The 26,833-nt window shown below is 63.2% G+C and carries 23 protein-coding genes, 1 pseudogene and 1 riboswitch; of the genes and pseudogenes, 18 read left to right on the forward strand and 6 right to left on the reverse strand.

The window, feature by feature from the left end; translation table 11 throughout:
- Positions 1-63 precede the first annotated feature (63 nt).
- The 3 genes from putA (at position 64) to D5400_RS07405 (ending at position 5,670) form a co-directional block, all read left to right on the forward strand.
- A complete protein-coding gene (gene putA / locus D5400_RS07395; RefSeq protein WP_126009095.1) occupies positions 64-3,183 on the forward strand; it encodes a bifunctional proline dehydrogenase/L-glutamate gamma-semialdehyde dehydrogenase PutA in 3,120 nt (1,039 codons plus the stop codon).
- A 128-nt stretch (positions 3,184-3,311) separates the two neighbouring features.
- A complete protein-coding gene (locus D5400_RS07400; protein ID WP_126009097.1) occupies positions 3,312-4,991 on the forward strand; it encodes a formate--tetrahydrofolate ligase in 1,680 nt (559 codons plus the stop codon).
- 4 nt (positions 4,992-4,995) lie between these two features.
- The gene (locus D5400_RS07405) at positions 4,996-5,670 is read left to right on the forward strand and encodes a spermidine synthase (protein WP_126012916.1); all 675 of its coding nucleotides are present in this window, start codon (positions 4,996-4,998) and stop codon (positions 5,668-5,670) included.
- Positions 5,671-5,674: 4 nt separating this feature from the next.
- On the opposite strand, the gene D5400_RS07410 is transcribed toward D5400_RS07405, so the two are convergent.
- Complete coding sequence (locus D5400_RS07410; protein ID WP_126009099.1) at positions 5,675-6,619, reverse strand: extensin-like domain-containing protein; 945 nt, start codon at positions 6,617-6,619, stop codon at positions 5,675-5,677.
- A 324-nt stretch (positions 6,620-6,943) separates the two neighbouring features.
- Between D5400_RS07410 and D5400_RS07415 the strand changes: the two genes are divergently transcribed.
- Both D5400_RS07415 and D5400_RS07420 read left to right on the forward strand, forming a co-directional pair.
- Complete coding sequence (locus D5400_RS07415) at positions 6,944-9,130, forward strand: anthranilate synthase (RefSeq protein ID WP_126009102.1); 2,187 nt, start codon at positions 6,944-6,946, stop codon at positions 9,128-9,130.
- Positions 9,131-9,142: 12 nt separating this feature from the next.
- Positions 9,143-10,054, forward strand: a complete 912-nt coding sequence (locus D5400_RS07420) for a cation diffusion facilitator family transporter (RefSeq protein ID WP_126009104.1) — start codon at positions 9,143-9,145, stop codon at positions 10,052-10,054.
- Between the two features lie 49 nt (positions 10,055-10,103).
- Here D5400_RS07420 and D5400_RS07425 read toward each other — a convergent pair whose 3' ends face one another.
- The gene (locus D5400_RS07425; RefSeq protein ID WP_425364916.1) at positions 10,104-11,225 is read right to left on the reverse strand and encodes an acyl-CoA dehydrogenase family protein; all 1,122 of its coding nucleotides are present in this window, start codon (positions 11,223-11,225) and stop codon (positions 10,104-10,106) included.
- A 200-nt stretch (positions 11,226-11,425) separates the two neighbouring features.
- Between D5400_RS07425 and D5400_RS07430 the strand changes: the two genes are divergently transcribed.
- From D5400_RS07430 to D5400_RS07465, 8 genes are all read left to right on the forward strand, one after another.
- A complete protein-coding gene (locus tag D5400_RS07430; protein ID WP_126012922.1) occupies positions 11,426-12,121 on the forward strand; it encodes a winged helix-turn-helix transcriptional regulator in 696 nt (231 codons plus the stop codon).
- A 68-nt stretch (positions 12,122-12,189) separates the two neighbouring features.
- A riboswitch (TPP riboswitch) is annotated at positions 12,190-12,304 on the forward strand.
- Entirely contained in the window at positions 12,297-12,908 is a 612-nt protein-coding gene (locus D5400_RS07435) for a YkoF family thiamine/hydroxymethylpyrimidine-binding protein (protein ID WP_126009106.1), read from the forward strand. It overlaps the preceding riboswitch by 8 nt.
- 54 nt (positions 12,909-12,962) lie before the next feature.
- Positions 12,963-13,544, forward strand: a complete 582-nt coding sequence (locus tag D5400_RS07440; protein ID WP_126009108.1) for an ECF transporter S component — start codon at positions 12,963-12,965, stop codon at positions 13,542-13,544.
- Positions 13,537-15,195: an ABC transporter ATP-binding protein gene (locus D5400_RS07445; protein ID WP_126009110.1), complete on the forward strand. Its 1,659-nt coding sequence runs from the start codon at positions 13,537-13,539 to the stop codon at positions 15,193-15,195. The genes D5400_RS07440 and D5400_RS07445 overlap by 8 nt, the downstream gene beginning before the upstream one ends.
- Positions 15,189-15,932, forward strand: coding sequence for an energy-coupling factor transporter transmembrane component T family protein (locus D5400_RS07450; RefSeq protein WP_126009112.1), 744 nt, complete (start codon positions 15,189-15,191; stop codon positions 15,930-15,932). Before D5400_RS07445 ends, D5400_RS07450 begins: the two co-directional genes overlap by 7 nt.
- A 138-nt stretch (positions 15,933-16,070) precedes the next feature.
- A complete protein-coding gene (locus D5400_RS07455) occupies positions 16,071-17,069 on the forward strand; it encodes an ATP-binding cassette domain-containing protein (RefSeq protein WP_126009114.1) in 999 nt (332 codons plus the stop codon).
- Positions 17,066-17,887: an ABC transporter permease gene (locus D5400_RS07460; protein ID WP_245451476.1), complete on the forward strand. Its 822-nt coding sequence runs from the start codon at positions 17,066-17,068 to the stop codon at positions 17,885-17,887. The genes D5400_RS07455 and D5400_RS07460 overlap by 4 nt, the downstream gene beginning before the upstream one ends.
- A gap of 183 nt (positions 17,888-18,070) precedes the next feature.
- Positions 18,071-18,613: a hypothetical protein gene (locus D5400_RS07465; protein WP_126009116.1), complete on the forward strand. Its 543-nt coding sequence runs from the start codon at positions 18,071-18,073 to the stop codon at positions 18,611-18,613.
- Positions 18,614-18,686: 73 nt separating this feature from the next.
- On the opposite strand, the gene D5400_RS07470 is transcribed toward D5400_RS07465, so the two are convergent.
- A complete protein-coding gene (locus D5400_RS07470) occupies positions 18,687-19,052 on the reverse strand; it encodes a DUF2019 domain-containing protein (protein ID WP_126009118.1) in 366 nt (121 codons plus the stop codon).
- A complete protein-coding gene (locus D5400_RS07475; protein ID WP_126009120.1) occupies positions 19,049-19,633 on the reverse strand; it encodes a hypothetical protein in 585 nt (194 codons plus the stop codon). The genes D5400_RS07470 and D5400_RS07475 overlap by 4 nt, the downstream gene beginning before the upstream one ends.
- 619 nt (positions 19,634-20,252) lie before the next feature.
- On the opposite strand from D5400_RS07475, the gene leuA reads away from it, so the two are divergent.
- From leuA to D5400_RS07490, 3 genes are all read left to right on the forward strand, one after another.
- Entirely contained in the window at positions 20,253-21,995 is a 1,743-nt protein-coding gene (gene leuA / locus D5400_RS07480; RefSeq protein WP_126009122.1) for a 2-isopropylmalate synthase, read from the forward strand.
- Positions 21,992-22,807: an alpha/beta fold hydrolase gene (locus D5400_RS07485; RefSeq protein ID WP_126009124.1), complete on the forward strand. Its 816-nt coding sequence runs from the start codon at positions 21,992-21,994 to the stop codon at positions 22,805-22,807. The genes leuA and D5400_RS07485 overlap by 4 nt, the downstream gene beginning before the upstream one ends.
- Before the next feature lie 95 nt (positions 22,808-22,902).
- A complete protein-coding gene (locus D5400_RS07490) occupies positions 22,903-23,592 on the forward strand; it encodes a hypothetical protein (RefSeq protein WP_126009126.1) in 690 nt (229 codons plus the stop codon).
- 96 nt (positions 23,593-23,688) lie between these two features.
- Here the strand turns inward: D5400_RS07490 and D5400_RS07495 are convergent.
- Positions 23,689-24,552: pseudogene (locus tag D5400_RS07495) on the reverse strand (metallophosphoesterase family protein); the annotation flags it as partial.
- Between D5400_RS07495 and D5400_RS07500 the strand changes: the two are divergent.
- Entirely contained in the window at positions 24,535-25,065 is a 531-nt protein-coding gene (locus D5400_RS07500) for an NUDIX domain-containing protein (RefSeq protein WP_245451477.1), read from the forward strand. The pseudogene D5400_RS07495 and the gene D5400_RS07500 sit on opposite strands and share 18 nt — an antisense overlap.
- 8 nt (positions 25,066-25,073) lie before the next feature.
- Here D5400_RS07500 and D5400_RS07505 read toward each other — a convergent pair whose 3' ends face one another.
- Positions 25,074-26,063, reverse strand: coding sequence for a glutathione S-transferase family protein (locus D5400_RS07505; protein ID WP_126009131.1), 990 nt, complete (start codon positions 26,061-26,063; stop codon positions 25,074-25,076).
- A gap of 258 nt (positions 26,064-26,321) precedes the next feature.
- On the opposite strand from D5400_RS07505, the gene D5400_RS07510 reads away from it, so the two are divergent.
- Positions 26,322-26,822, forward strand: coding sequence for a GNAT family N-acetyltransferase (locus D5400_RS07510; RefSeq protein WP_126012928.1), 501 nt, complete (start codon positions 26,322-26,324; stop codon positions 26,820-26,822).
- Positions 26,823-26,833: the final 11 nt, after the last annotated feature.

The following is a 26,833-nucleotide window of genomic DNA, read 5'->3' on the forward strand; positions in this document are numbered from 1 at the left end:
AAATATAGCGGATAATGCGGTTGCGGCTTTGCTAGGATCGCAGCAGATTTTCGGAGATCCCTGATGACTGCTGCGCCGCGCCTCTCCACCTTGCGATTTGATGCACCCTACGGGGGCGACGACGACACGATCATCCGCGGCCATCTGGGCCTGATCGCTATGGATCAGGCGCAGGACCGCGCGATCGATCAGCGGGCGACCCGGCTGATCAATGCGATCCGATCGGAAGCCGGTTCAATGGGCGGGGTCGAGGATTTCCTACGTGAATACGGGCTCTCCACGCGCGAAGGCCTTGCGATGATGGTGCTCGCGGAAGCGCTGTTGCGCGTGCCGGATGCGGCGACACAGGACAAGCTCATCGAAGACAAGCTGCGCGAGGGCGGCTGGAGCGAGCACGAGGCGCATGGCGAGACCTGGTTTGTTTCGGCCTCCGCCTGGGCGCTCGGTCTGTCTGCGCGTGTCCTGAAGCCCGGCGACACGCCCGAAGGCGTGATGCAGGGCCTCGTTCGGCGGCTCGGCATGCCGACGGTCAGAACCGCAACGCGGCAGGCGATGCGGTTTCTCGGGCATCATTTCGTGCTCGGCGAAACGATCGAGGATGCGCTGTCGCGTGCAGCGCGCAACGAGGCGAAAGGCTATCGGCATTCCTTCGACATGCTTGGGGAGGGCGCGCGCACGGCTGACGATGCGGCGCGCTATTGGCGCTCCTATGCCGAGGCGATAGAGGCGATCGGCAAGGTGCAGGCCAAAAGCGGCAAAGAACGACGTCTGCCCGAGCGTATGGGCATCTCGGTCAAGCTGTCCGCGCTTCATCCGCGCTATCTGGCGACCCATCGGGATCAGGTGCTCAAGGAGTTGGTGCCGGACGTGCTGCGTCTTGCCCAGCGCGCGAAAGCACATGACCTCAATTTCACGATCGATGCCGAAGAAGCGGACCGCCTCGAACTGTCGCTCGATGTAATCGATGCGGTCTTTGCCGATCCGTCGCTGGCGGATTGGGACGGCTTCGGTTTGGCGATCCAGGCCTACCAGAAGCGGGCGCCGATGGTGATCGAGCATATCGATATGCTGTGCCGGAAGCTTGGCCGGCGGATGATGGTTCGGCTCGTCAAGGGCGCCTATTGGGACACCGAGATCAAGCGGGCGCAGGAGCGGGGACTTCCTGACTATCCGGTCTTTACGCGCAAGCCGGCCACGGATGTTTCCTATCTCGCCTGTGCCCGCAAGATGCTCGACCGGCGAGCCCATCTCTACCCGCAGTTCGCGACCCACAATGCCCTGACGATCGCGACGATCCTTGAAATGGCCGGTAGCGACCGCTCGGGCTTCGAATTTCAGCGCCTGCACGGCATGGGGGAGGCGGTCTATGCCGATCTTGCCAAGAGCAACGAGCGTGTGCCCTGCCGCATCTATGCGCCGGTCGGCGGCTATCGGGATCTGCTTGCCTATCTGGTGCGCCGTCTTCTGGAAAATGGGGCGAACTCGTCGTTCGTTGCCGTGGCAGGCGATGCGAAGATCCCGGTCGCCAAGCTTCTCGTCAGGCCGCAAAACCACCTCGCCCTCGACAAAGGGCATTCGGCCCGTCACGAGAAGATCCCGCTGCCTGCCAAGCTCTATGGGAACCGCCGAAACAGCGGCGGCCTCGAATTCGGCTATCGCGCCGATCTGGACCAATTGGTTGCCGGTCTGGCCCGTGCAACTGCAACTGTGAACGCCCAGCCGCTCAATCCGGGTCTTGCCGCATCCGGAAAGGCCCAACCCGTTCTGGCTCCTGCCGATCCCGGACGCGAGGTCGGCTCTGTGGTGTTCGCAACGGCTGCGGACGTCGACAAGGCGATGACGGCGGCGCGTGCCGGCTTCGCCCGCTGGTCGCGCACCCCGGTCCAAGATCGGGCCGCGACGCTGGAGCGCGCAGCAGACCTTCTGGAAAAACACCGCGATGCACTGATGGCGCTTCTGGCGCTCGAGGCTGGCAAGACCCTCGATGACGGGTTGGCGGAGATCCGGGAGGCTGTTGACTTCTGCCGATATTATGCGGCGCAGTCCCGAAAGCGTTTTGCCACGAAAGAGCGGATGCCGGGACCGACCGGCGAGGACAATCACTATGGCTGGCGCGGGCGTGGCGTTTTTGCGGCGATCAGTCCCTGGAATTTTCCGCTGGCGATCTTCCTGGGGCAAGTGACGGCAGCGCTTGCCGCCGGCAACGCGGTCATCGCCAAGCCGGCCGAGCAGACGCCGCTAATTGCCTATCGCGCGGTGCAGCTTCTCCACGAAGCCGGTGTGCCGAAGGATGTGCTGATCTACCTGCCCGGAGCCGGAGATGTGGGCGCGGCGTTGACGGCGCATCCTGCAATCGCGGGTGTCGCCTTCACCGGATCGACGGACACGGCGCGTGCGATCAACCGCACGCTTGCCGAAAAGGACGGTCCGATCGTTCCGCTGATCGCCGAAACCGGTGGTCTCAACGCGATGATTGTCGATGCCACCGCGCTTCCTGAGCAGGTGGCGGACGACGTGGTCATGTCGGCGTTCCGTTCGGCCGGCCAGCGGTGCTCGGCGCTGCGGTTGCTCTTTCTCCAGAACGACGTCGCCGACCGCATGATGGACATGATCGAGGGTGCGGCAAGCGCCCTGAAGATCGGCGATCCGATGGATCCCTCGACCGACATCGGCCCCGTGATCGACCATGCGCAAAAGGAGATGCTGGAGACCCACATCACGTCCATGCGGAAAAGCCACGCCGTTCGTGCGACCGGCAAGGCACCCGAAACCGGAACGTTCTTCGCGCCGCACATTGTGGAGCTCGACCGAGCAGACCGGCTGGATCGTGAAATCTTCGGACCCGTTCTTCACGTGGTTCGCTACCGGGCGAAGGATCTGGACCAGGTCGTGGAAAGCATCGCGGCGTCGGGCTACGGGCTGACGCTCGGCATCCATTCCCGCGTCGATGCCACAGTCTCGCGCATCATCGATCGCCTCGATGTCGGCAATGTCTACGTCAATCGCAACATGATCGGGGCCGTGGTCGGCACCCAGCCTTTCGGCGGCTCCGGGCTGTCCGGCACCGGTTTCAAGGCCGGTGGACCACACTATCTGACCCGCTTTGCGCAAGAGCAGGTGGTGTCGATCAACACCGCTGCCGCCGGCGGCAATGCAAGCCTGATCGCCATGGGGGACGGCTGAGCCGCTGCTCGGTTCCATGCCTGGCCGCTGAATAAGTGATGCGCCATCTTGCGCGATGGCGTATCCGCGTAGCACCGTGGGCGCGTCAAGCTGCGGTGAACGGCAGCCGTGCAAGCGAGGGGAAATTCATGACGAGTGTCCAATCCGACATCGAGATTGCACGCGCTGCAGCGAAAAAGCCGATCATGGAGATTGGCGCCGCCCTCGGAATTCCCGCAGACCAGCTTGTTCCCTACGGCCATGACAAGGCGAAGGTCTCGGCGGACTTCATCGGCAGCCTGAGCGGCCGTCCGGACGGCAAGCTGATCCTCGTCACGGCCGTCAACCCGACGCCGGCCGGCGAAGGCAAGACGACGACGACGGTCGGTCTCGGAGATGGGCTGAACCGGATCGGCAAGCGCGCAATCGTCTGCGTGCGCGAACCCTCGCTCGGTCCATGCTTCGGCATGAAGGGCGGTGCAGCCGGCGGCGGCTATGCGCAGGTCGTGCCGATGGACGACATCAACCTGCACTTCACCGGCGACTTCCATGCCATTACGGCCGCTCACAATTTGCTGTCGGCGCTGATCGACAACCATCTCTATTGGGGCAATGCGCTGGGCGTCGACAGCCGCCGGGTCGTGTGGCGTCGCGCGCTCGACATGAACGACCGGGCGCTGCGCGACATGGTGTGCGGTCTCGGCGGCGCGTCGAACGGCTTTCCGCGCCAGACCGGGTTCGACATCACCGTCGCGTCGGAAATCATGGCCATTCTCTGCCTTGCATCCGACCTCGAAGATCTGGAGCGGCGCCTGGGCGACATCATCGTCGCCTATCGGCACGACAAGTCTCCCGTCTTTGCGCGCGACCTGAAGGCCGATGGCGCGATGACGGTCCTGCTCAAGGATGCTATGCAGCCCAACCTCGTGCAGACGCTGGAAAACAATCCGGCCTTCGTCCATGGAGGGCCGTTCGCCAATATCGCTCATGGCTGCAACTCGGTGGTGGCAACGCGCACGGCATTGAAGCTTGCCGACTACGTCGTGACCGAAGCGGGGTTCGGCGCTGACCTCGGCGCGGAGAAATTCTTCAACATCAAGTGCCGAAAGGCCGGCTTGAAGCCCGCGGCCGCCGTCATCGTCGCGACGATCCGGGCCCTGAAGATGAATGGCGGCGTGGCCAAGGCCGATCTCGGCCACGAGAACGTCGATGCGGTGAAGGCAGGCTGCGCCAATCTCGGCCGCCACATCGAGAACGTGAAGCAGTTCGGCGTGCCGGCCATTGTCGCCATCAATCATTTCTCAGGCGACACCGACCGCGAGATCGATGCGGTTCGGGACTATGTCGCGCGCTTCGGCGAGGAGGCGATCGTCTGCCGCCACTGGGAAAAGGGCTCGGCCGGCATCGTCGACCTGGCCGAAAAGGTCGTGGAGCTGGCAGAGACCGGCCACGCGCAATTCGCGCCGCTCTATCCGGACGAGATGTCGCTCTTTGGCAAGATGGAGACCGTCGTCAAGCGCATCTATCGCGGCGCGGAGGCCGTCGCCGAACCAACCGTGCTCGATCAGCTGTCCCAGTGGGAAGCGGCCGGATACGGCCATCTTCCGGTCTGCATGGCAAAGACCCAGTACTCCTTTTCCACCGACCCGACCGCGCTGGGGGCTCCGAACGATCACACTGTGGCGATCCGCGAGGTTCGGTTGTCGGCCGGTGCCGGTTTCGTCGTCGCGATCACAGGCCAGATCATGACGATGCCGGGCCTGCCGCGGACGCCGGCGGCGGAGACGATCCATCTCGATGACCGCGGCCAGATCGAAGGCCTGTTCTGATCCGATGATCCCCTGGGTACATCTCGATACGGCGATCGTGCCGGGCGATGGAACGCCGCTGAAGCTGATGCAGCGCGGCCATGAGTTCTCGATCATGACCGGCGCCACCGAACTGATGAACAGCCGCTTGAGCGGTTCGGAAGAGGTGCTCGCGGAACGGTCCTGCGAGCTGGTTGCGGATCGCGCCCGGCCGCGCATTCTGGTCGGTGGCCTCGGCATGGGCTTCACGCTGCGTGCCGCGCTGAAGGCCTTGAAAGCCGAAAGCGAGATCGTTGTCGCCGAACTCGTGCCGGCTGTGGTGACGTGGGCGCGCGGACCGTTGCAGCCGATCTATGGCGAGAGCCTCGGCGACCCGCGCTTGACGATCATCGAAAGCGATGTAGGCGCCGTCATTTCAGCCGAGCCTGGCCGCTACGATGCGATCCTGCTCGACGTCGACAATGGCCCGGACGGGCTGACACGCGATGCCAATGAAGGTCTTTACAGCTTCGCCGGCCTGGAAAGAGCGCGACGTGCTCTGACGAAGAACGGGGTTCTGGCCGTCTGGTCTTCTGCGCCGGATGCGGGCTTTTCGCGCAGGCTCAAATCATCGGGGTTTGCCGTGGAAGAAGTGAAGGTGCGCGCCAGGCGCTCACGCGGGGCGCGGCACCTCATCTGGCTCGCGACGCGCACGGACTAGCCCGTCACGGCGTCTGGCAGAGACGGTAATCGCTTGAGCGTTCGGCGATGTCGAGATGCAGATGGTCGTCGTGATACGCGTCCGACCCGGGTCCGAGAACTGTCGTGAAATGCAAACAAGCGCCCGAGCCGACCGCCTTCTGGAAGGCTTCGCTGGCATCGCCGTCACCTTCCTTGGGTGAAACGGTGATGGCTTCTCCGCTTTCGAAGGTGAAGCTCATGATGTCGATGGCGTTGCCCAGCGCATGTTCCGAGATGTCGGCTTCTTCGACGTTGTTGCGCGGACGGCAGACATAGGTCGATCCGTGGTTGAGTGTCATGAGCTGGCCGAGTTCGAGCGCGCGGGCGGCGGGCAGGACTTCTCCGCGCACCCATTTCGCTAGTGCCAGCGCAGTTGCACAGCGCATCTGCGTTTCCGGTTCGAGCGCGATGCCCGGTAGGACGCTTGTGACGGCGAAGGGCGTGTCGACGCCGCATCCAGCCTGTTCGGGACCTTCGGGTTCGATCGTATCCATGAGCGTGAACTCCGCACCCAGGCCGCGCAGTTCGGCACGGCAGGCACGCAGCGCGGCTGCGTCCTCGGGCTCCGGGGGAAGGAGCTCGGGGGTCTCCTCCTCGACGGGCTCTTCCTCGACTTCGCCGGCATCCGCATCCGCATCGGTACCGGCATCTGCGTCATCGGAAGCTTCGTCGACGTCCTCCTCGGGGCGCTCATCCGGGACCGGCACGTCTTCGGGGGCTTCCTCTTCCGCTTCCCCGCCGTCGATGGGCTGATCGGCGTCATCTCCTGGTTCGGCATCGCCGGGAAGCTCCGGTCGCTCTTCTGGCAAGGGTGCGTCACTGGCTTGCGGCAAAGTCGGATCGGGCCCGGTTTCCTGAGCAGTCGCAGGCGTCATCAGCGCGAGCGCGAGAATTGCGGCGGCTACGCTGCAGGCAAATCGAGTGTCCATCAAGGATTGATCCTCTCCCACGACGCGATCGCGTCGAGCGCTCCCCGGTGCCTGAACGCATGGTGTGAGTCCCGGTTCCCATGGGCGAGGGGAGAGTGGAGCCTACGCTCGCGAATCCAGTTGCGGCGGGCCGCTTTCGCCGGTATTGAGAATGCATGAACATGGCACGCGCAAACAAGAATTGGTGGTGGGCACGCTAGAGCGGCCGCGACCAGTCGTGCGTGACTGATAGACCGAAGCCGCCCAGGATCACTCCCGGCGGCTTTTTTGTTTGAGCCCGTCGGACAGGGTGGCCGGGCTGAACAAAAAGGGTGGGCAGCGACGATGGCTCGGATTGAAGAAGACGGCGCGCAGACTTTCCTGACGGAAGGTGGCGTTGAGGTTTCCCGGCTGCGGCGGGAGGTCGGCTATGGCGGTGCGATCGACAGCTACATCGATCGGCTCGATGAGCGGCGCGGTGCCGTCTTCTCGTCAAACTACGAATATCCCGGCCGCTATACCCGTTGGGATACGGCGATCGTCGATCCCCCGCTGTCGATCACGGCGCGCGGTCGAGCGGTCACCCTCGATGCCTACAACGATCGCGGTGCAGTGCTGCTTGAGATGATCGCAGCGCGGCTCGCGTCCGAGCAGGAGATGACGCTCGTCGAGCGGACTGATCGCAAGCTTGCGCTTCAGGTGCATGAGCCCAGCCGCCTGTTCACCGAAGAAGAACGCTCCCGCGTCCCCACTGTCTTCACGGTGCTGCGCGCTATCATCGATCTCTTCCGGTCGTCGGAAGACAGCAATATCGGGCTCTACGGCGCGTTTGGCTACGATCTGGCCTTTCAGTTCGATCCGGTGAAGCAGTCCCTGCCGCGGCCGGACGACCAGCGCGATCTCGTGCTTTTCCTGCCCGACGAGATTCTGGTCGTCGACCATTATTCGGCAAAAGCCTGGATCGATCGATACGATTTCACCAAGGATGGTGCCACGACCTTAGGCAAGGACGGGTCTATCGAAGCCGAGCCGTTCCAGGACACGGGCACGGTTCCGGAAAAGTGCGACCACCAGCCGGGCGAATATGCCGATCTGGTGCGCCGCGCGAAGGAGAGCTTCAAGCGCGGAGACCTGTTCGAAGTCGTGCCGGGGCAGATGTTTCGCGAGCGCTGCAAGTCGAAGCCGTCCGCGATCTCGCGCCGGCTCAAGGCGATCAATCCGTCGCCCTATTCGTTCTTCATCAATCTCGGAAACCAGGAATATCTCATCGGCGCATCGCCGGAAATGTTCGTGCGGGTCAATGGCCGGCGCGTCGAGACCTGCCCGATCTCGGGCACGATCAAGCGTGGCGAGGATGCAATTTCTGATTCAGAACAAATCCTCAAGCTGTTGAATTCAAAGAAAGACGAGTCCGAACTCACCATGTGTTCGGATGTCGACCGGAACGACAAGAGCCGCGTCTGCGAGCCTGGTTCGGTCAAGGTGATCGGACGCCGCCAGATCGAGATGTATTCGCGGCTCATCCACACGGTCGATCATATCGAAGGCCGGCTGCGGGACGGGATGGACGCGTTCGACGCATTCCTCTCGCACGCCTGGGCCGTGACGGTGACAGGAGCGCCGAAGCTCTGGGCGATGCGCTTTATCGAAGCCAACGAGAAGAGCCCGCGCGCCTGGTATGGCGGCGCGATCGGCATGGTGAACTTCAATGGCGACATGAACACCGGGCTGACGCTTCGCACCATCCGCATCAAGGCCGGCGTGGCGGAAGTGCGTGCCGGCGCAACGCTGCTCTATGACAGCGATCCGGAGGAAGAGGCAGCCGAAACCGAGCTCAAGGCCTCGGCGATGATTTCGGCCATTCGCGACGCCGGCAGCGCTTCGGTTACGGCGGGCGCGCGAAAGACCGACCGGGTCGGCGACGGGGTGTCGATCCTGCTCGTCGACCACGAGGACAGCTTCGTCCACACGCTGGCCAACTATCTGCGCCAGACCGGTGCTACGGTCACCACAGTACGCTCGCCGGTGGCCGACGAAGTGCTCGATCGTATCGATCCGGATCTGGTGGTGCTTTCGCCTGGCCCCGGCAGCCCGAAGGATTTCGACTGCAAGGCGACGATCAAGCGCGCGCGGGCGAGGGGCCTGCCCATCTTCGGCGTCTGTCTGGGGCTGCAGGCTCTGGCGGAAGCCTATGGCGGCCAGTTGCGCCAGCTTGCCCTGCCCATGCACGGGAAGCCGTCGCGTATCCGCATCATTGATCCCGGCGCTGTCTTCGATGGTTTGCCGTTCGAAGTGACCGTCGGCCGTTACCACTCGATCTTCGCCGATCCGGCGAGCCTGCCCTCGGATTTCCGCATCACGGCGGAGAGCGAGGACGGAACGATCATGGGCATCGAACATTTTCGGGAACCGGTCGCTGCCGTGCAGTTCCACCCGGAATCGATCATGACGCTCGGCCAGGATGTCGGCATGCGCATCATCGAAAACGTCGTGGCACGGCTTGCGCGCAAGGCCGATGTAGCGGCTGCCTGAAGGACGACGAGCGTGGTGCCAAGCAACAGCGTGCGGGTGAGGCAACTCGCCTTCTGGTCGATCCCGATCGCCTTGGTCGTGACGGGCATGAAGCTGGTCGCCTGGTGGGTGACGGGCTCCGTCGCGCTTTTGTCCGACGGCCTGGAGTCGATCGTCAACATCATCGCGGCACTGATTGCGTTCTACGCCGTTTCCTACGCCCATAAGCCGGCCGATGCGGACCATCCGTTCGGGCACCACAAGGCTGAATACTTCTCCGCGGTCATCGAAGGCGTGCTGATCGTCGTGGCGGCCATCGCCATCATGCAGCAGGCGATCCCGGCGCTCTTCGAACCGCAATTGCCGGAAGCCGCAGGGCTCGGCCTGACCATCAATCTCGCCGCTGCCGCCATCAACGCGGCCTGGGCCTACATCCTCATCCGCGAGGGGCGCGCCTATCGATCGCCCGCGCTCGTCGCCGATGGGCACCATATCGTGTCGGACGTCGTGACATCTGTCGGCGTCTTCATCGGTCTCGTTGCGGCGCTCGTTACGGGCTTTGCGATCCTCGATCCGCTGCTCGCCATCATCGTCGCCATCAACATCCTCTTCCAGGGCTGGAAGGTCATCTCGGCGTCTGTCGGCGGGTTGATGGACCGCGCCGTGGATGCGCAGGACGATGCTCTCATCCGTGCCGCGATCGCCGACCACGCCGCAGGCTCGGTGAATGTGCATGATCTGAAGACCCGCCAGGCGGGGCCGGCGACCTTTGTCGATTTCCATATGGTCGTGCCGGCCGAGATGACGGTGGCAGCATCTCATGTGATCTGCGACCGGATCGAAGATGCGATCCGTGCCGCGGTGCCGGGCGCCCGCATCGCGATCCATGTGGAGCCGGAAGGCGTGAAGGCGCACGGCGTCCGCGTCATGCCGCAGCAGAGCTAATTGCAAAGATGGCGGGTCGCGACGATGCGACCCGCCATGAAGCTTGTTCTCAAAATACCGTGTCGACCGGAAGTCCCATCGCCATTGCCCCTGCATACGCTGCCTGGGGGCCGCGTTGCAGCGGGTGGAACCGGGCGCCCTGGACGTCGCGGAAGCATCGCTCCAGCCCGGCCTTTCGGTAGAAGCCGGTTCCGCCGGCAAGCTCCAGCGCCAGTTCAACCGTCTCGATCGCTTTGTCCGCCACCAGCGTGCGTCCCATCATCACCGCATTGACCGTCTCGGCGGAGGCATCGCCGCGCAGGGCGGTTTCGACCATGAAGCGGTGCGCCAGTTGGGCAGCCTTGAGGCTCGTCACCATGCGACCCGCCAGATCGAGCGTGTGCGCCGTCTGCGGCTTGCGCGATGCGATCTCGATCGCGATGTCGCGCGCCCGCTCTGCAACACCGAGATAGACCGCGTAGATCAGCGGAAAGGCGACGGTCGCGATGATCTGGAACACCGGGTGCCACCGACCCGCCGGGCGCTTGAACGCAATGACGGCATCGGCAACGAACAGCCCGTCGATCACGACATCATGCGATCCCGTGCCCCGCATGCCGAGCGCGCGCCAGGTCGGCTCGATTGAGACCTCCGCAGCTTTCATGGGAACACCGAAATGGATGACCGACGAGGTTCCATCGCCTTCGTTGATGAGCGCTCCCGACATGAGAACGTCGCCTGCGGGCGACGCGGACGTGAAGACCTTGCGGGCCCGAATGCGATAGCCGCCATCGACCCGCTCAGCCGTCCCGGAGCCGCCGATCCAATCCGATCCACCGCTTGAGAGCAGGATAATGCGTTCGCTTGCGACGCGGCGCAGAAGCGGCTCGACCGCCGCAACCTGCTGATGGCGCCATCGCCAGGCGGGTACGGCGACCTGATGTGTGTGCATTGAAAACGCGAGCGCCGTCGAACTGCAGCCATGGGCAAGCGTGCGCAGCATCTCTGCAAGCTGCTCGACATTGGCGCCGCCTCCACCGAGTTCGATAGGAACGCCTGCCTCGACAAGTCCGGCGCCCTTCAGAAGAGCGAAATTTTCCGCAACGAATGCATCTTGTTCGTCAGTGCTTTCGGCGCGTTTCCTCAATTCTGGAATCAGTGATTTTGCGATGTCTATCGGATCCGTTCCCATGCTCCGCATGCGGGTTGCATTCGTGTCCTGAACAGCCAGTGCCATGATCATTCTCCCTCGACTGATTGATCGAGCTTGATGATCCGCCTGCTTTCTCGGGATTTCCAGTTCAGGAACTGTACTGCGCTTTTCGTATCGCGCGCCGCGAGAACGCGGTATTATCCGGCTCGGGCAGTGGGGCGGCAGGCGAGGGCCAGCCCATGACGGAACATGCCGGTTACGGACAATTCTGTCCGGTTGCGATGGCGGCCGAGATCCTCTGTTCGCGCTGGACGGTGCTGATCGTGCGCGAGCTCATTTGCGGCACGACGCGCTTCAACGATCTTCGCCGCGGGGTGCCGCGCATGTCGCCAGCGCTTCTGTCAAAGCGGTTGAAGGAACTGGAGCAAGCAGGCGTCATCGAAGCCATTCGGCGCAACGATGGCACGGCGTTGGAATATCACCTCACTCGAGCAGGGCGTGATCTCGAGCCACTCGTCATGGGGCTCGGCATCTGGGGGCAGCGCTGGGTGGAATCGCGGCTTTCTCTCAAGAATCTCGACCCGTCGCTTCTGATGTGGGACATGCGACGGCATCTCAATCCGCAACCGCTTCCGCCGCGACGGTGCACGATACAATTTCTGTATCCCGAACTGCCGACGAACCGGCAAAGCTGGTGGCTGGTCGTCGACCGCGGCCATGTGGATCTCTGCAATTTCGATCCGGGTTTCGATCTCGACCTTCTTGTCACGGGGGACTTGCGCAGCATGACAGCCGTCTGGATGGGGCTCGCACCTATCCGCAGCGAAATCGACGCGGGGAGGCTCGTCGTCGATGGAGATCCCGTCATCGCCAAGGCCATGCAGCAATGGCTCGGCCTCAGCCCTTTCGCACCCCACGCTCGGCAGGCCAGCTAGGCGCTCGACAAATCACTAGGAAAATCAACGAACGACTTGCGTCTGTCGAATGAGCGCGATAGCGTCCGACCATTCGACAGGGGTGCTCCGTATTGCCGGGGCTGAGATGCGAGGCGCGTGAAGCCTCCGGACCCTCAAGCTGATCTGGTTAATGCCAGCGGAGCGAGGCGACGACATGTTTTCCGGTGCGCAGATTTCCCTTTATCCGATGTCCGACGATTTCGTCCGGATCATACTCGATGCCGTGCAGGCGCTGGATCCCTATCGGGATCGGTTCCGCATCGAGACCGACGACGTGTCGACGCTGATCGTCGGGCCGCCGGAGGACCTCTTCCCCGCCATGCGCGATGTCTTCGTGCGTGCGGCGCATTCTGGCGTCCACTGCGTTCTTTCCGCCGCCGTCTCGCGCGGCTGCCCGGGCGAACCGGATGATCCGATCTGCACGCCGATCTCGGGCGCCGGCAATGCGCTGCCGCTCGCCGAGCGGATCGAGGCGGCGTGCGCGCATGTGGCCGATGCGGCCTTCACAGGTCAGCATGTGGCGGCGCAATTTTCGCTCTACCCGCTTGGCGAAGGGCACCACATGGACGAGATCTATGGGTGCATCGATTTCCTGAAGTCATCGGGCGTATTCGATTGCTCGAAGAATTTCTGCACGAAGCTCGGGGGCGATGCCGGCGCGGTGTTCGCAACGCTCTCGGAAGCCTTCCTGCGTTTCGGCGATGCGCGTGGCCATGTGGCGCTCGACATAACCGTCTCGGCCAACAGCCCGAGCAAGCGCGCCTGAGGGCGCGGCGCTAACCCTCTCTCCTGTTTCATATTTTCTCTCAAGAGGCCTGTCATGCACAGCAACAGCTGGACCCTGCGCGAAATCCTGATCGTCGCCTTTCTCGGAGCCGTGTTTGGCGTCCTCTATCTGGCCTGGGTGCAGGTCTGGCTCATCACGCAGGCGATGTTCGGGCCGGTGACGATGGATGTCGTCATGGGGTTCTGGTTCATCGTCTCGATCATCGCTGCCGCAATCATCCGCAAGCCGGGTGCGGCGCTCCTGTCCGAAGTGCTCGCGGCGGTCGTCCAGGTTCTGCTCGGAAGTCCGGCGGGCCTGCTGCTGATCGTCACCGGGCTGGTCCAGGGTGCAGGTGCGGAAGCCGTTTTCGCAGCCACGCGCTGGAAAAACTATCGCCTGCCCGTGCTGATGGCAGCGGGCGTTGGGGCTGCGGTCGCGTCCTTCATCTACACCTGGGTCCGCTTCGACTATGGCGCGCTCGCACCGGGCCTGCTGATCGCGATGTTCGTGCTCAGATGCCTGAGCGGCGCGCTGCTCGGCGGCCTGCTTGGACATTGGGTGACGCAGGCGCTCTATCGTACGGGCGTGCTCTCCGGTCTCGGCATCGATCGCGACCGGCGGGTCGTGCATGGCTGACGAGCCTGCCGCGGTTCTTATCGACGGGGTCTCGGTCACCTATGCCGCATCGGACAAGGCGGCGGTCGGGCCCGTCGATCTCGTCATTCGGCCGGGCGAGCGGTGGCTGCTGCTCGGCGCATCCGGGTCGGGCAAATCCTCGCTGCTGAACGCGCTGACCGGCCTGATCCCGCACGCGATTGCGGCCGAGCGATCCGGCGAGGTGAGGCTCCTTGGAGAAGACGTCGCCGCGCGCACGCCGGCGGGATGGAGCAGCACCGTCGCGCGCCTTTTCCAGAAGGTGGAACAGACGCTCTGCGGCATGACGGTGGCCGACGAGATTGCTTTCGCGCTGGAAAATCAGGGCGTCGCCGTGGCCGAGATTGCCACGCGCACGGACTCAGCAATGGGATCGCTCGGCCTGCCGCAGGAGTGGCGCGACAGACGGACGAGCCGCTTGTCCGGCGGTGAAAGGCAGCTTGTCGCGATCGCTGCCATCATGGCGCAAGGCGCGCCCATCCTCGTTGCCGACGAGCCCACGGCGCATCTTGCGCCCGAGGCTGCACGCCGGCTGGAGCGGCTCTTGCGCGACGTGCCACCTGACGGCGCCGCACTCGTCGTCGACCACCGGCTCGACGATCTCATCCCGCTGATCGACCGTGTCGCCGTGCTCGGAGACGATGGCCGCATTGTCGCCACTGGCTGCCCGCGAAAAGTGTTTCGGGATCACGGGCAAACGTTCGATCTTCTGGGCATCTGGCGGCCGATCGGCAGCCGTCTTGCAGACCGGCTGATGGCGCTCGGTCCTGAGACCGACCCGCAGCCGCTGACCTTGGCTGAAGCGCTTCAGGCCATGGATCGGCTGCCCCTTACGCTGCTCGACCGAGCACGCGCAACGCTTGTCGACTTCATTGCGCCGCGGATCGCGCAAGCCGGAGCAGTCGGCGCAACCGTTGCCCGGCTGCAAAACGCGTCCTGCGCGCCGCTCTTCGCCAAGCCGGTCCTTCAGAAGGTGACGCTGTCGATTGCAGCGGGCGAGGTGGTCGCGATCCTCGGCGCCAACGGAGCAGGCAAATCGACCCTTGCTGCCAGCCTGGCGGGGCTCCTCCGCCTGAAGGCTGGGCGCCGGGACGGGGCGATGGGCGGCATCTCGTTTCAAAATCCGGACAGCCAGTTCATCGCCGGTTCGGTCGGCGAAGAGCTTGCCGCCGCACTTGAAGCCGCCGGCGCACGGGCGGAGGCAGCTGATGTGGCGGCACTTGCCGAGCGTTGGCGACTGGTCACGCTTCTCGACCGCCATCCGATGCAGCTTTCGGAAGGGCAGAAGCGGCGGCTCTCGCTAGCCCTGTTGATGGCCGGCGACCGGTTCCCACTGATTGTCTTGGATGAGCCGACCGGCGGGCTCGATGCGGCGGGTACTGAAGCGCTCATGGATGAAGTCGACCGGCTCCGCGACAGTGAGCGCGCGGTGGCGATCGTCACGCATGACATGGATTTTGCACTTGCGACGGCCCCACGCTGGATCGTCGTTGGCGAAGGGCGCATTCTCGTCGACGGCCCTGCCGGCGAGCTCATGCGGGATCGTGCGCTGATGAAAAGGGCAGGGCTTGCGCCACCGCACCTTCTTCAAGCGCTCGACTGGCTGGAAAAGGAGCCGGTGCCCGCATGCTGAAGACGGTTCATCCGCTGCCGAAGCTCATCGTCGCGCTGGTCTGGCTTGCTGGCTCCATCGCGGTGTTCGACGCGTCGTTCCAGATTGCGATGATCCTGACTTGCGTGACTGTCCTCGTCCTCCTCGAGCGCCTTTCGCCAGTGTTCGTGCTCGCCTTGATGGTGCCCTTCGCGCTCTTCGGCGCGGGCTTCATCACCACCAGCGTGCTCTTCCGGCAAGAGAGCGAGTTCGCGGTGCAGATGGCGCAGGAAACGCCTTTCGGCGACGGGCGGCTGCAGGCGGGCATCGTGCTTTTCCTTCGCGCGGTTGCCTGCGGAATGGTGTCGGCGGTTTTCGTGCTGACCACCGACCCGGGCGGCTTCGTGAAAGCACTGATGGTCAATTGGCGCCTGTCGCCGCGCGTCGGCTATGCGCTCTTCGCCGCGCTGCAGCTGGTGCCGGATCTCGCTTCCGAACTGCAGCAGATGCGGCTTGCCCGCGCCATGCGGCGCGGCGCTCTACCACGGCGCATCCCAGGCCCGATCGAAGTCGGTTCGCTCGTCGTGCCGCTCATCGCCTACGCCATCAGGCGAGCGGGGGATACGGCACTCGCGATGGAGAGCCGGGGCCTCGGCGCCTCGCCCAGGCGTACCGTCATCGGTGCACCGGCTTCATCCAAACGAGACGCGATCTTCTGTTTCGTGGCGTCCGTTTGGCTCCTGTCGATCCACTGGCTCACGTCGCGGGCGCCTCTATGAGGCACGGACTGTCTTCAAAATCGGCATGAAACTGGTGTAAGGCAGCCCGATCGATCGAAAAAATCGGATCGCCTGTCGGCTGACGGCTGTTGCCATCGTCCTTGGCAGTGTCGACCACAGATTGAGATGGGCCACGCCATGACGTCAGACGCATACCGTGAAGGCGCGCCGGAACCTGCCATCGTGGCCGAAGGGCTGATCAAGCGCTTCGGTGACGTGACTGCCGTTGCCGGGATCGATCTCGTCGTGCCGCGCGGCATGATCTTCGCAATCCTCGGCCCGAACGGCGCCGGCAAGACGACGCTGATGCGCATGCTGGCGACGCTCACCGTTCCCGATGGCGGCGCCGCCACGGTAATGGGTCATGATCTGACCGCCGCGCCCGATGCCGTGCGCAGCTCGATCGCCATGACCGGTCAGTTCGCCTCGCTCGACGAAGATCTGACGGGGCGCGAGAACCTCATCCTCATCGCGCGGCTCTGGGGCTTCAAGGGCCGGGCAGCGCGCGAGCGCGGCGACGAGCTCCTCGCCGCCTTCGATCTTTCCGATGCGGCGACGAAGCAGGTGAAGGACTATTCCGGCGGCATGCGCCGGCGGCTCGACATCGCCGCATCGCTGATCGTGACCCCCGGTGTCCTCTTCCTCGATGAGCCGACGACGGGCCTCGACCCGAAGGCGCGGCAGGGCGTCTGGCGGATGATCCGGGGGCTGGCGGACAGTGGCGTGACCATTCTTCTCACGACCCAATATCTGGAAGAAGCAGACCAGCTTGCCTCGCGCATCGCGGTCATCGACCACGGGCGCAAGATCGCCGAAGGCACGAGCCGCGAGCTGAAGGCTGCGACCGGTTCCGGCTTCCTGCATGTGGCTCTTGCCGATCCCGCGCATCTCGACCGCGCTGCAGCGGTGCTCGAAGCGCAGCTGCAGAGTTCAGTTCAGAGATCGACGGAAGGTGCGACACTGTCGATCATCGCCAAGTCGCCGGAAGCGGCGAATGCTGCTCTGGCGACTTTGATCGCCGAAGGTATCGCGCTCGCCGATTTCTCCATGGGGCAGCCGACGCTGGACGAAGTGTTCTTCGCGCTGACGGGCGAGCGTACGGCCACGGATATGCCGGAAAGGGAGGCTGCGGAATGAGCGATCGATTGATGAGCGATCTGCCGGACACGGCCGGTCTCAGACATGTCGCCCGACCGCCGAAGCCGTCTGCGTTCTCCAACGCGCTCGTTTTCGGCTGGCGTGCCGTCCTGAAGTTCAAGCACGTGCCGGAGCAGCTTTTCGATCTGGTCATGACGCCGATCATGTTCACGCTGCTCTTCACCTTCGTGTTCGGTGGCGCGCTTGCCGGTTCGACCGGCGATTACCTGCAGTTCTTCCTGCCGGGCATCCTCGTCCAGACGGTGATGTTCAACTCGGTCTATTCCGGCATGGGGCTGTCGACCGATCTCGGAAAGGGCCTCTTCGACCGGTTCCGCTCGCTGCCGATCTGGCCGCTGGCGCCCTTTGCCGGGCTGATGGTGGGCGATATCCTGCGACACCTGATCGCCGCCACGATCATCCTGACCATCGGCCTGATCCTCGGCTACCGGCCGGAGACGGGGATCCTCGGCGTGCTCGGCGCCTTTGCGCTGCTTGTCGCGATCGGCTTCGGCATGGGCTGGATCTTCATGGTACTCGGACTTTTGATCCGCACGCCGACGACGGTGATGACGATGGGCTTCACCTTCCTCTTTCCGCTCGTCTTCGCCTCCAACATCATGGTGGATCCTGCAACGATGCCCGGCTGGCTGCGCAGCTTCGTCGACGTCAATCCGGTCAGCCTGATGACGACGGCGATCCGCGGGCTGATGAATGGCGGCGGCAGTTTCGCCGATGTGGGCCTGGCTCTGATCGCGCCCGCACTGGTGACGGCGATCCTCGCGCCGGTGACCCTGATGCTCTATCGGCGGCGCTGAGGTCTTTCGCCACCGTCCTGTTTGGGCCATAGAGCTAGGAGCGTTTCCAGGTGAAGCGGATGCCGGTTCATCGCTCGGCGACGCGATCAATCAACACCAAGAGCGATTGATCCATTCGAAGACGGGCGAAGTTGCGCCAGGAGCGCGGTTCGACCGGCCACAACGGGGAGTGACGAAGAGTTCATGCATGATTTCAGCCTTCTCGACTTCAGTCCCCTTGTCATCATCGATGGTCGGATGGAGGCGGTACCGGTCGAAAAGCGCAGGGATATCGCGTCACGGGAGCGGCTGAAGCTGCGCGACAAGCCGCCGATGATGGAAATCGAAGGTCTCGTCCTGAAGCGTCCGATCACGCGCATCTTCGAAAAGGAGGTCTATCTCTCCGGCCTCAAGCTCAAGGATGCCGAGAACCAACGCGTCGTAGCGATCGGTCGCCCCCACGAGGACCGCTTTCACCTCTACAATTACATCATCCCCGAAACAGGTGCTTCCTTTGCCAACCGGGCCCTGACACCGGGTGCGTGCGTGCGGCAGATCGTGTTGCTCGCGGTCGCCTTGCTTATCGCGTTCGGAATGGCCTTCTTTTCACTCGGCTTCTTCCAGCGCAGCATCTTCATGGGTCTGATATGGCTGACCGCCGCAGTGGTTTTCCTCTCGGTCGCCAAGCATTTCTGGGAGCAATACAAGGCGGATCGGATGCTGGCGAAGTATGTGGAGCGGCTGTGAAGCGAGGGCTTCAACTCACCGGTATTGAGCATGGTTTCAGAATAGCTGTCAGCAGGGCCGATGTGTCATCGTTTCAGTCCGGCTGCCAGATGCCCTCGTCCCAAGCCCGCAGGGCCATCCCCGCATCAAGCTTTTGTGGCCACTGAGAATTTCGGATACGCTCCAGTGCATGCCGCGCCTCGACGGGCGCAATGGAGCGGGTCGCCTTAGCGGCCAGCAACCTCACCTCCATGCTCGGATCATCGTAAAGGCGCAGTAGAGCGCGACGCTGGTCGCCGTGGCGGGATCGCAATTCGGTTTCGATGGAACGTTTTTCTGCGTAAAGCGTCCGATATCTCGACATTCGACCTTCAATGCTCGCTTCGTCCATCCTTCGAGCGACGTCGGCGAAGGCATCCACCAGTTGGTCGACAGATGCAGCCCCAAGATCTTCATTCATGGTTTCAGCACTCCCGCATCGACCAAAGCGTTCAGTCCGACCCGCCGCTGCTCGTCCCACGACTTGCCCTGGAGAAACTCCCTCGGCGGCAAGCCACCGAATTCATCATTTGGTCTGGCACACCATCGATTAATCAGCCAGTGCTGCATCCGCGGTATCAGCACGATGTTGTCAGGATCATTGATCGTATCCTCGAAAAATCCGCTCGGTCTAGCAGTCGATCGTTCGACGATGTGGTGTCTGTCATAGCCCGCCAATGGCGTTTTCGCTCTGTTGAGCAGTTCCTCAAGCGTGCGTGGGGCATCGCCGTAGAATTCGATCAGCGGAAGTCTGTCATACAGCCAATGTCCGATCGTGATTGCTCGACCCCAGGGCGTCGCTCGCCAAGCGTTGCGCACGATCCATTCTGCGACCCGTAAAGCGACGCGCGTTCTTTCTCGTGAGCTACCAGGCCGCTGGTCCGGAATATCCGGCCAGTCCTCTGGGGGTTCGGGTGGATCGACGTTCGCTGCCAGCGCAGGAAAATCTCTGTCGGCGGTCGATCGAGCAGGGGATCGATTTGCCGATTGCCCTCCGTCCACCCGGACCCACCTGCCAGCCCTTCGGCTGCCCGCGGGACGCGCGGCTGGTTGGGATCGAAATTGGCTTTGGCCAGAAGATATCCGACATAGTTTGCGTGGATCAGCACCGCATGGGCGCTAAGACGCCAGCGTTGGTGCAGCAGATCGTCGATTTCTGTTCGATTGGCATTTGACATGGAAGCCCCCAGCAACCGTTCCAGAATTCGGTCGGTGCTGCGGGCGGGGATGAAGTCGATCGTGGATTAGACGTCGCGCTGGTGGCGATCCCGGGGAGCCGGGATCCATGCCTGTCAAGTCTCCCGCTTGCCTCTCTCGGCGTCCTCGGCTATCACTCCTTCCATGAGCAAGAGGCGCAACACGGCTGGATCTTTCCGCGACATGGGCATTTCGTCCGCGTCAGTCCGTGCGCGTACGCTCAGCTCGCTTCTTCTTCTCGGCCTTACGCGCGGTTGCCGGGTCCTTTGAGGAGCGCCCGGCGGCCGTAGAGGCTTTGCCGGCAACAGCTCCTTATCCCTTTGACACTGCCAGTGAATTGACCGATTGAGGTCCCGCTTGTGCGCTGTTTCTGCCCCTTTTGTCGGGCAGCGCGTTTGAAGCGGAGGAGACGGAGACGAGAGCCATGACTGTCCACGCCAAGCAAGAGAAGCCTGCAGCCCGCATTCAAAAGGGCATGCCGAGCGCCCCCCAGAAGTACCAGCCCTATCCGCAGATCGATCTCTCCGACCGGACCTGGCCGTCGCGCCGGATAGAGAAGGCGCCGATCTGGTGTTCGGTGGATTTGCGCGACGGCAATCAGGCGCTGGTCGACCCGATGGGGCACGATCGCAAGGAGCGCATGTTCAAGCTTCTGCTGGACATGGGTTTTCCGGAAATCGAGATCGGCTTTCCATCGGCCTCGCAGACGGATTTCGATTTCGCGCGCTGGTGCGTGGAGCAGGGCAATGTGCCGAGCGACGTCTCGCTGCAGGTGCTGGTGCAGTGCCGCCCGGAACTGATTACGCGCACCTTCGAGGCGCTGGAAGGCGCGCACCGTCCGATCGTCCATTTCTACAATTCTACATCGGAGTTGCAGCGCCGCGTGGTCTTCCAGAAGGATGTTCGCGGCATCAAGGAAATCGCCACTGACGCGGCGAAGATGATTATGGACATGGCGTCCAAGGCTGGCGGCGGCGCGGATAGCTACCGGTTCCAGTATTCGCCCGAGAGCTTTACCGGCACCGAACTCGAAGTCGCGCTCGAAATCTGCAACGCGGTCGCCGAGATCGTAAAGCCGACAGCCGACAACAAGCTGATCATCAATCTGCCGTCGACGGTGGAGATGTCGACGCCGAACATCTACGCCGACCAGATCGAATGGATGTGCCGCAACCTCGACAACCGCGAGAACCTGATCATCTCGCTGCATCCGCACAACGACCGTGGCACCGGCATCGCTGCCACCGAACTCGGCCTGATGGCCGGCGCGGACCGTGTCGAAGGCACGCTTTTCGGCAATGGCGAGCGCACCGGGAATGTGGATGTGGTGACGCTTGCGCTCAACATGTTCACGCAAGGCGTCGATCCCGAGCTCGATTGTTCCGACATCGAGCGCATGAAGGCCGTCTACGAATATTCCAACCAGATGACGATCGCCGAGCGCCACCCTTATGTGGGGGAACTCGTTTACACGGCGTTTTCCGGCTCGCATCAGGATGCGATCAACAAGGGCATGAAGGCGATCAAGGTCGCCAACAAGCCGCTCTGGGAAGTGCCGTATCTGCCGATCGACCCCAAGGATGTCGGCCGCACCTACGAGGCGATCATCCGCATCAACTCGCAGTCGGGCAAGGGCGGCATCGCCTACATCCTGCAGGAGGATTATGGGCTGAACCTGCCGAAGAAGCTGCAGGTCGAGTTCCGCGAAGACATCCAGCGCATCACCGACGAGGAGGGCAAGGAACTGCCGTCGCGCCGCATCTATGATCGCTTCATGGAGCGCTATGTCGGCCAGCCGGGTTCGCGGCTCTCCTTTGTCGATCATCACACCTATGCGGATGGATCGGTGAAGGGCCGCCGCATCGTTGCCGCTGAAATCACGGATGGCGGCGAAACGAAGCGGATCGAAGGCAAGGGCACCGGTCCCGTGGATGGGTTCGTCGATGCGCTCAACAAATATCTGGGCATCGAAATGACGGTGGCCGACTATTCGGAGCATTCGATGCAGCACGGCTCGAATGCGGCCGCCATCTGCTACATGGAGATGGAGCACGGTGGGCGCACGATCTTCGGCGTCGGCGTAAACCAGAACATAGTCGCGGCCTCGCTCGAGGCGATCGTGTCTGCTGCCAACCGTATCATCGATCGCAGCGGTGATGCCGGATGACGGTGGAAAAGACCGGCGCCGACCAGTCCGAGACGCCGCTGTTTGCTGCGACGGAGGGAGATCCGACAGCGCGGGCGCCGGTCGTCTTCCTGCACGGCTTCGGCGGATCGGCGGGTGTCTGGACAGAGGTCGCCGCCGCCATCGCCGTCGAACATCCGACGGTCGCCTATGACCTTCCGGGGCATGCGCGTTCTCTTAAAGCTGCCGGTATTGGCGGGGCAGGGCGGATGGCGAAGGCGATCGCGGTCGATCTCGACAGCCGCGGCATCGCCGGCGTCCATCTCGTCGGGCATTCGATGGGCGGGGCAGTGGCGACACTTCTCGCCTTGCGCGACCCGGACCGGGTTGCTTCGCTGACGCTGCTCGCCCCCGGCGGGTTCGGGTCGGAGATCAACCATCGGCTGCTTCAGCGCTATGCGCAGGCGGCCAATGCGCACGCCATTCGGCTTGCGCTTGAGGAAATGTATGGCTGGAACCGGCCGATCAGCGATGCGACCGTGGAGGCTTACGTGGCCTTGCGGGCGCAGCCCGGTGCCATCGAAACGCTGCTCGCAATCCATGACACCATGACCACGGGTACCGGCCTCGACCGGCGGCAGGGCATGATCGCGCGTGCCGATCTCGAAACGCTGACGATGCCGGTCAAGGTGCTCTGGGGCACGCAGGACCGTGTTTTGCCGACGCGCCAGGCACATCGGCTGCCACCGCTTTTCGCAGCCCATGTCTTCGAGGATACGGGGCACATGCTGGTCGACGAGCAGCAGGAAGCGGTCATCACACTGGTTCGGCAATCGGTCAAAACCGGGGGTTAGCTCTTTCGTGCCGCCGCCGTCTCCCTCGCCAAGGCCACTTGCGGTGTGTTAATGAACAGTTAAGCCGCCTTGTGGCTCAGCGAGGGTTCTGCGTGATGAGCGATCAGTCGAGATCTGCGCGCCAGCGGCGCCTTTCGGAGATCATCCGAGAGGTGAAGGTGGCGGCTGCCGAGCGCGACGACGTGGTCGTCGATATGCGCGATGCGGATCGGGCGCGTCTGGAACTGCTCGCCCAGGAACTGGAACCCGTCATCGCCGACGTGCCGGCGCAAGACGACCAGTTCGATTTTGCCCTGTCCTCCGGCCTGCAGCCACGGTTCTGGATCGATGCGGTTGCGCATGTGCACATGGCGCGCGACCGGCGCACCTATCGCTTCGTGCGTGACACAAGGCTTGGCCGCACGCTCATGAGCGAAACCGCCGACATGGCGGAGACGGCGGACGCCGTCTCGCGTTACATCGCCGAGCGGATCATCCAGCGCCAGCGCCTGCTCGAAGGCGATTTCGAAGCAATGCGGACGTCTTACGAGACCGAAATGCGCTCAGGCGGACGCCGGTTGCCGGATCGACGTGATCGTGCAGAGCATGACGGCGCAGATGCGCCATCGGTCGCGGCCACGAACGCCCCGTCGTCACCGGCCCCTCAAGCGATGCCAAGCACCGAGCGGGTACCGGCCATCAATGCAAAAAGCCTACTTGTCGGCGTCATCTGGTTCCTGAGCGGTTGCATACTGGGCGGCCTGCTTTTGATGGCGTCGTTCGCCGATCGCTTCCTGCAGCAGTGACGCGCTGTCCTGGCCGAGTGCCGGGTCGATGTGGCCTGGCGGAACCGTCTCGGGCCGCATCAGGTCGTCGTCGCTGATCCGGATCGGTTTGTCGCCGCCATCCTCCGGCAGCTGGAAACGTTCCAGCCGGCACTGCCAATCGTCCGGCTTCCCATCGATCGAAAAGTAGTTGTAGGTCGCCGTCGGTTTGGCGCCGCCCGGCCCCTGGCTTGCAGAAGCGATGCCGACCACGGGTACGAGCCCGCCCGGCGAAGGCAGCCAGTGGATCGTGTTGAGGTGCGTGTGGCCGTGCAGAACCAGTTCGGCGCCGGCATCACGCAGCACGCGCGAAAAACGCCCGATGCCGATCATGCGCTTGTGCCAGATCGCCGCGCGCCGGACCGGCGGGTGATGGATCATGACCACGCGGAACAAGCCGGCGTTTTTAGCCTGCTTCAGCAGTTCCACCGTGCGGCGGGCCTGCGGAATGCCGAAATAGCCGCTTGCCACGAAGGGCGGCGTCGCGGTGGCTGTCGAAATGCCGATCAGCGCAACGTTGTCGCGAACGCGCATGAAGGGAAAGAGCCCGTTGTCGGGACGGATCAGGCGCTCGTCGTCGCTCGTCATATAGCTGCGCCAGGCTTCGGCCACCTTGTCGTAGGCGCCGGGCACGTAGGCATCATGATTGCCAGGCACCACCGACGTGCTCAGTCCGTCGCCGATGGCCTCCAGCCACGCGGTGGCGACCTCCACCTCGTTGTCGGTGGCGAGATTGACCAGATCACCGGTGATGGCGAGGTGGTCGGGCTTCTTTTCGAAGATGTCGTCGAGCAGCGCTTCCAGCACATTGCCGAACAGCGCCTTGCGCCGATGGCGCCGCCAGTTCACATAGCCGGTGATGCGCTTGGATGCGAGTTCGCGCATGGAGGGGACGTGTTCGAGCCCCAGATGGATGTCGGAAATATGAGCCAGCCGAAACATTCAGGCACCGATCCAGAGCTGCGTCAGGCCGAACCGACGGGTTTCGATCTGCGTCGATTGGCGCGACGCTTGCGGCTGAGGCTCTATCATGTCTTCTTCCTGGTCAGGCGACCGATGACGCTTGGCGTGCGTATGCTGGCATTCGATCGGGATGGCCGAGTTTTTCTGGTGCGGCACACCTATGTGAGCGGGTGGCATCTGCCGGGTGGGGGCGTGGAACCCGGCGAGACGGTTCTGCAGGCGGTTGAAAAGGAACTTTTCGAAGAAGGCAACCTCACGCTGGTCGAAGCGCCACGGCTTGCCGGCATCTATCTCAATCGCGGAGCAAGCAGGCGGGATCATGTGGTCCTTTATCACTGTGCGCTCGTGGCGCAGGAACGCGTCAAACAAGCGGATCGCGAGATTGCCGAGGCGGGGTTCTTCGACGTGGATGCCTTGCCGGAGGGAACGACCCCGGCCACTCGGAAAAGGCTCGCGGAGCTCAATGGTTCCGAAGCCTCTCCCTATTGGTAGGCCGGCGGTCAGGCAGCCTGCGCCAGATGGCCCCTGCCATGTGGTGCATCGTAGTCCAGTGCAGGGCCGACGGGCACGATGCCGGTCGGGTTGATGGTGCCATGGCTGCCGTAATAGTGCCGCTTGATGTGTAGCAGGTTAACGGTCCCTGCGATGCCCGGCATCTGGTAGAGTTCGCGCATGTAGCCTGAGATGTTCGGGTAATCGGCAATGCGGCGCAGATTGCATTTGAAGTGGCCGACATAGACCGGATCGAAGCGGACCAGCGTCGTGAAGAGCCGCCAATCGGCTTCCGTCAGGCGCTCGCCGACGAGATAGCGATTTTTCGCGAGACGTTCCTCGACTTCATCCAGCGCATTGAAGAGAGCGACGAAATGCTCTTCATAGGCTTCCTGGGTGGTTGCAAAGCCGCATTTGTAGACGCCGTTGTTGATCGCGTCGTAGACCAGCGCATTTATCTCATCGATCTCGCCGCGCAGCTCCTTCGGGTAGAAATCGAGTGTGTCGTCGCCGATGTCGTCGAAGGCGGAATTCAGCATTCGGATGATGTCGGCGGACTCGTTCGAAACGATCGTCCCGCGTTCCTTGTCCCAGAGCACCGGCACGGTTACGCGGCCGGAATAGACCATGTCGGCCTTTGTGTAGACCTGCCACAGCTTCGAGAAGCCGAAGAGGTGATCGACCGTGCCGCCGTCGCGGTCTTTGAACTCCCAACCATTCTCGCCCATGTGGTAATCCACCACCGAGACCGAGATCGCGTCCTCGAGCTTCTTGAGCTTGCGGAAGATCAATGTGCGGTGCGCCCACGGGCAGGCGTAGGACACATAGAGGTGATAGCGGCCGGCTTCGGCCTTGAAGCCTTTTTCCCCGGTTGGCCCGGCGGAGCCATCGGCTGTCACCCAGTTTCGAAACTGTGATTCAGACCGCTTGAAATGGCCTTTCGTTTCCTTGGTGTCGTACCAGACGTCCTGCCATTGACCCTCGACGAGCAAGCCCATTTATCGATCTCCATTATTTTAGCGTCTTGTGAGCATTGTAGGCGGAACGCGCCTCTTCAAGAAACGATGCAGCGAAGACAGTCTGTTTTTCCTGTTGGCGGTGGCGCAAGCCCATGCTATCGCCGCGATGCCCTGACCTTGGGGCGATAGGAAGCAGCTTTGCATCAGTCGACCAGACAGCGACGATCCTGATCGTTCCCGTGCCTCGCAAGAGGGCGCGGCGCACCCTCGTTGCGGTTCATTGCTGGTCTAGCCTTCATGCACAATCCCGATATCGTCTATCTGACCGAAGACCCGTCGCATGACGGCATCATTCAACTGATCAACCAGGAAGCATTTGGACCGGGTCGTTTCACCCGCGCCGCGGAGCGTGTGCGCGAGCAGGGGCCGCATGATCGTCGCTTGTCTTTCGTCGCCAGCGAGAACGGCGCGATTGTCGGTTCAGTGCGGCTGACGCCCGTGCTTGCCGGGGGTGCGAAGGCGCATCTTCTCGGGCCGCTGGCCGTCCGACCGACGCACAAGAACCGGGGGATCGGGCGGGCGCTCGTCGCCATCTCGGTCGGTCGTGCACTCGATCAGGGCAGCGAAGGCGTCATTCTCGTGGGAGACCCGCCCTATTATCAGCCGCTCGGTTTCGAGCCGGCGGCGATCGGGACGCTGACATTTCCCGGCCCTGTCGATCCATCACGCATTCTCATCGCCGGCTGCTCGCCGACGGCCCGCGCAAAGCTGAAAGGCACGGTAGGCTGGCGGGCTTGAGCGAGCGATCG

The sequence above is a fragment of the Georhizobium profundi genome (assembly GCF_003952725.1).
Lineage (GTDB): Bacteria > Pseudomonadota > Alphaproteobacteria > Rhizobiales > Rhizobiaceae > Georhizobium > Georhizobium profundi.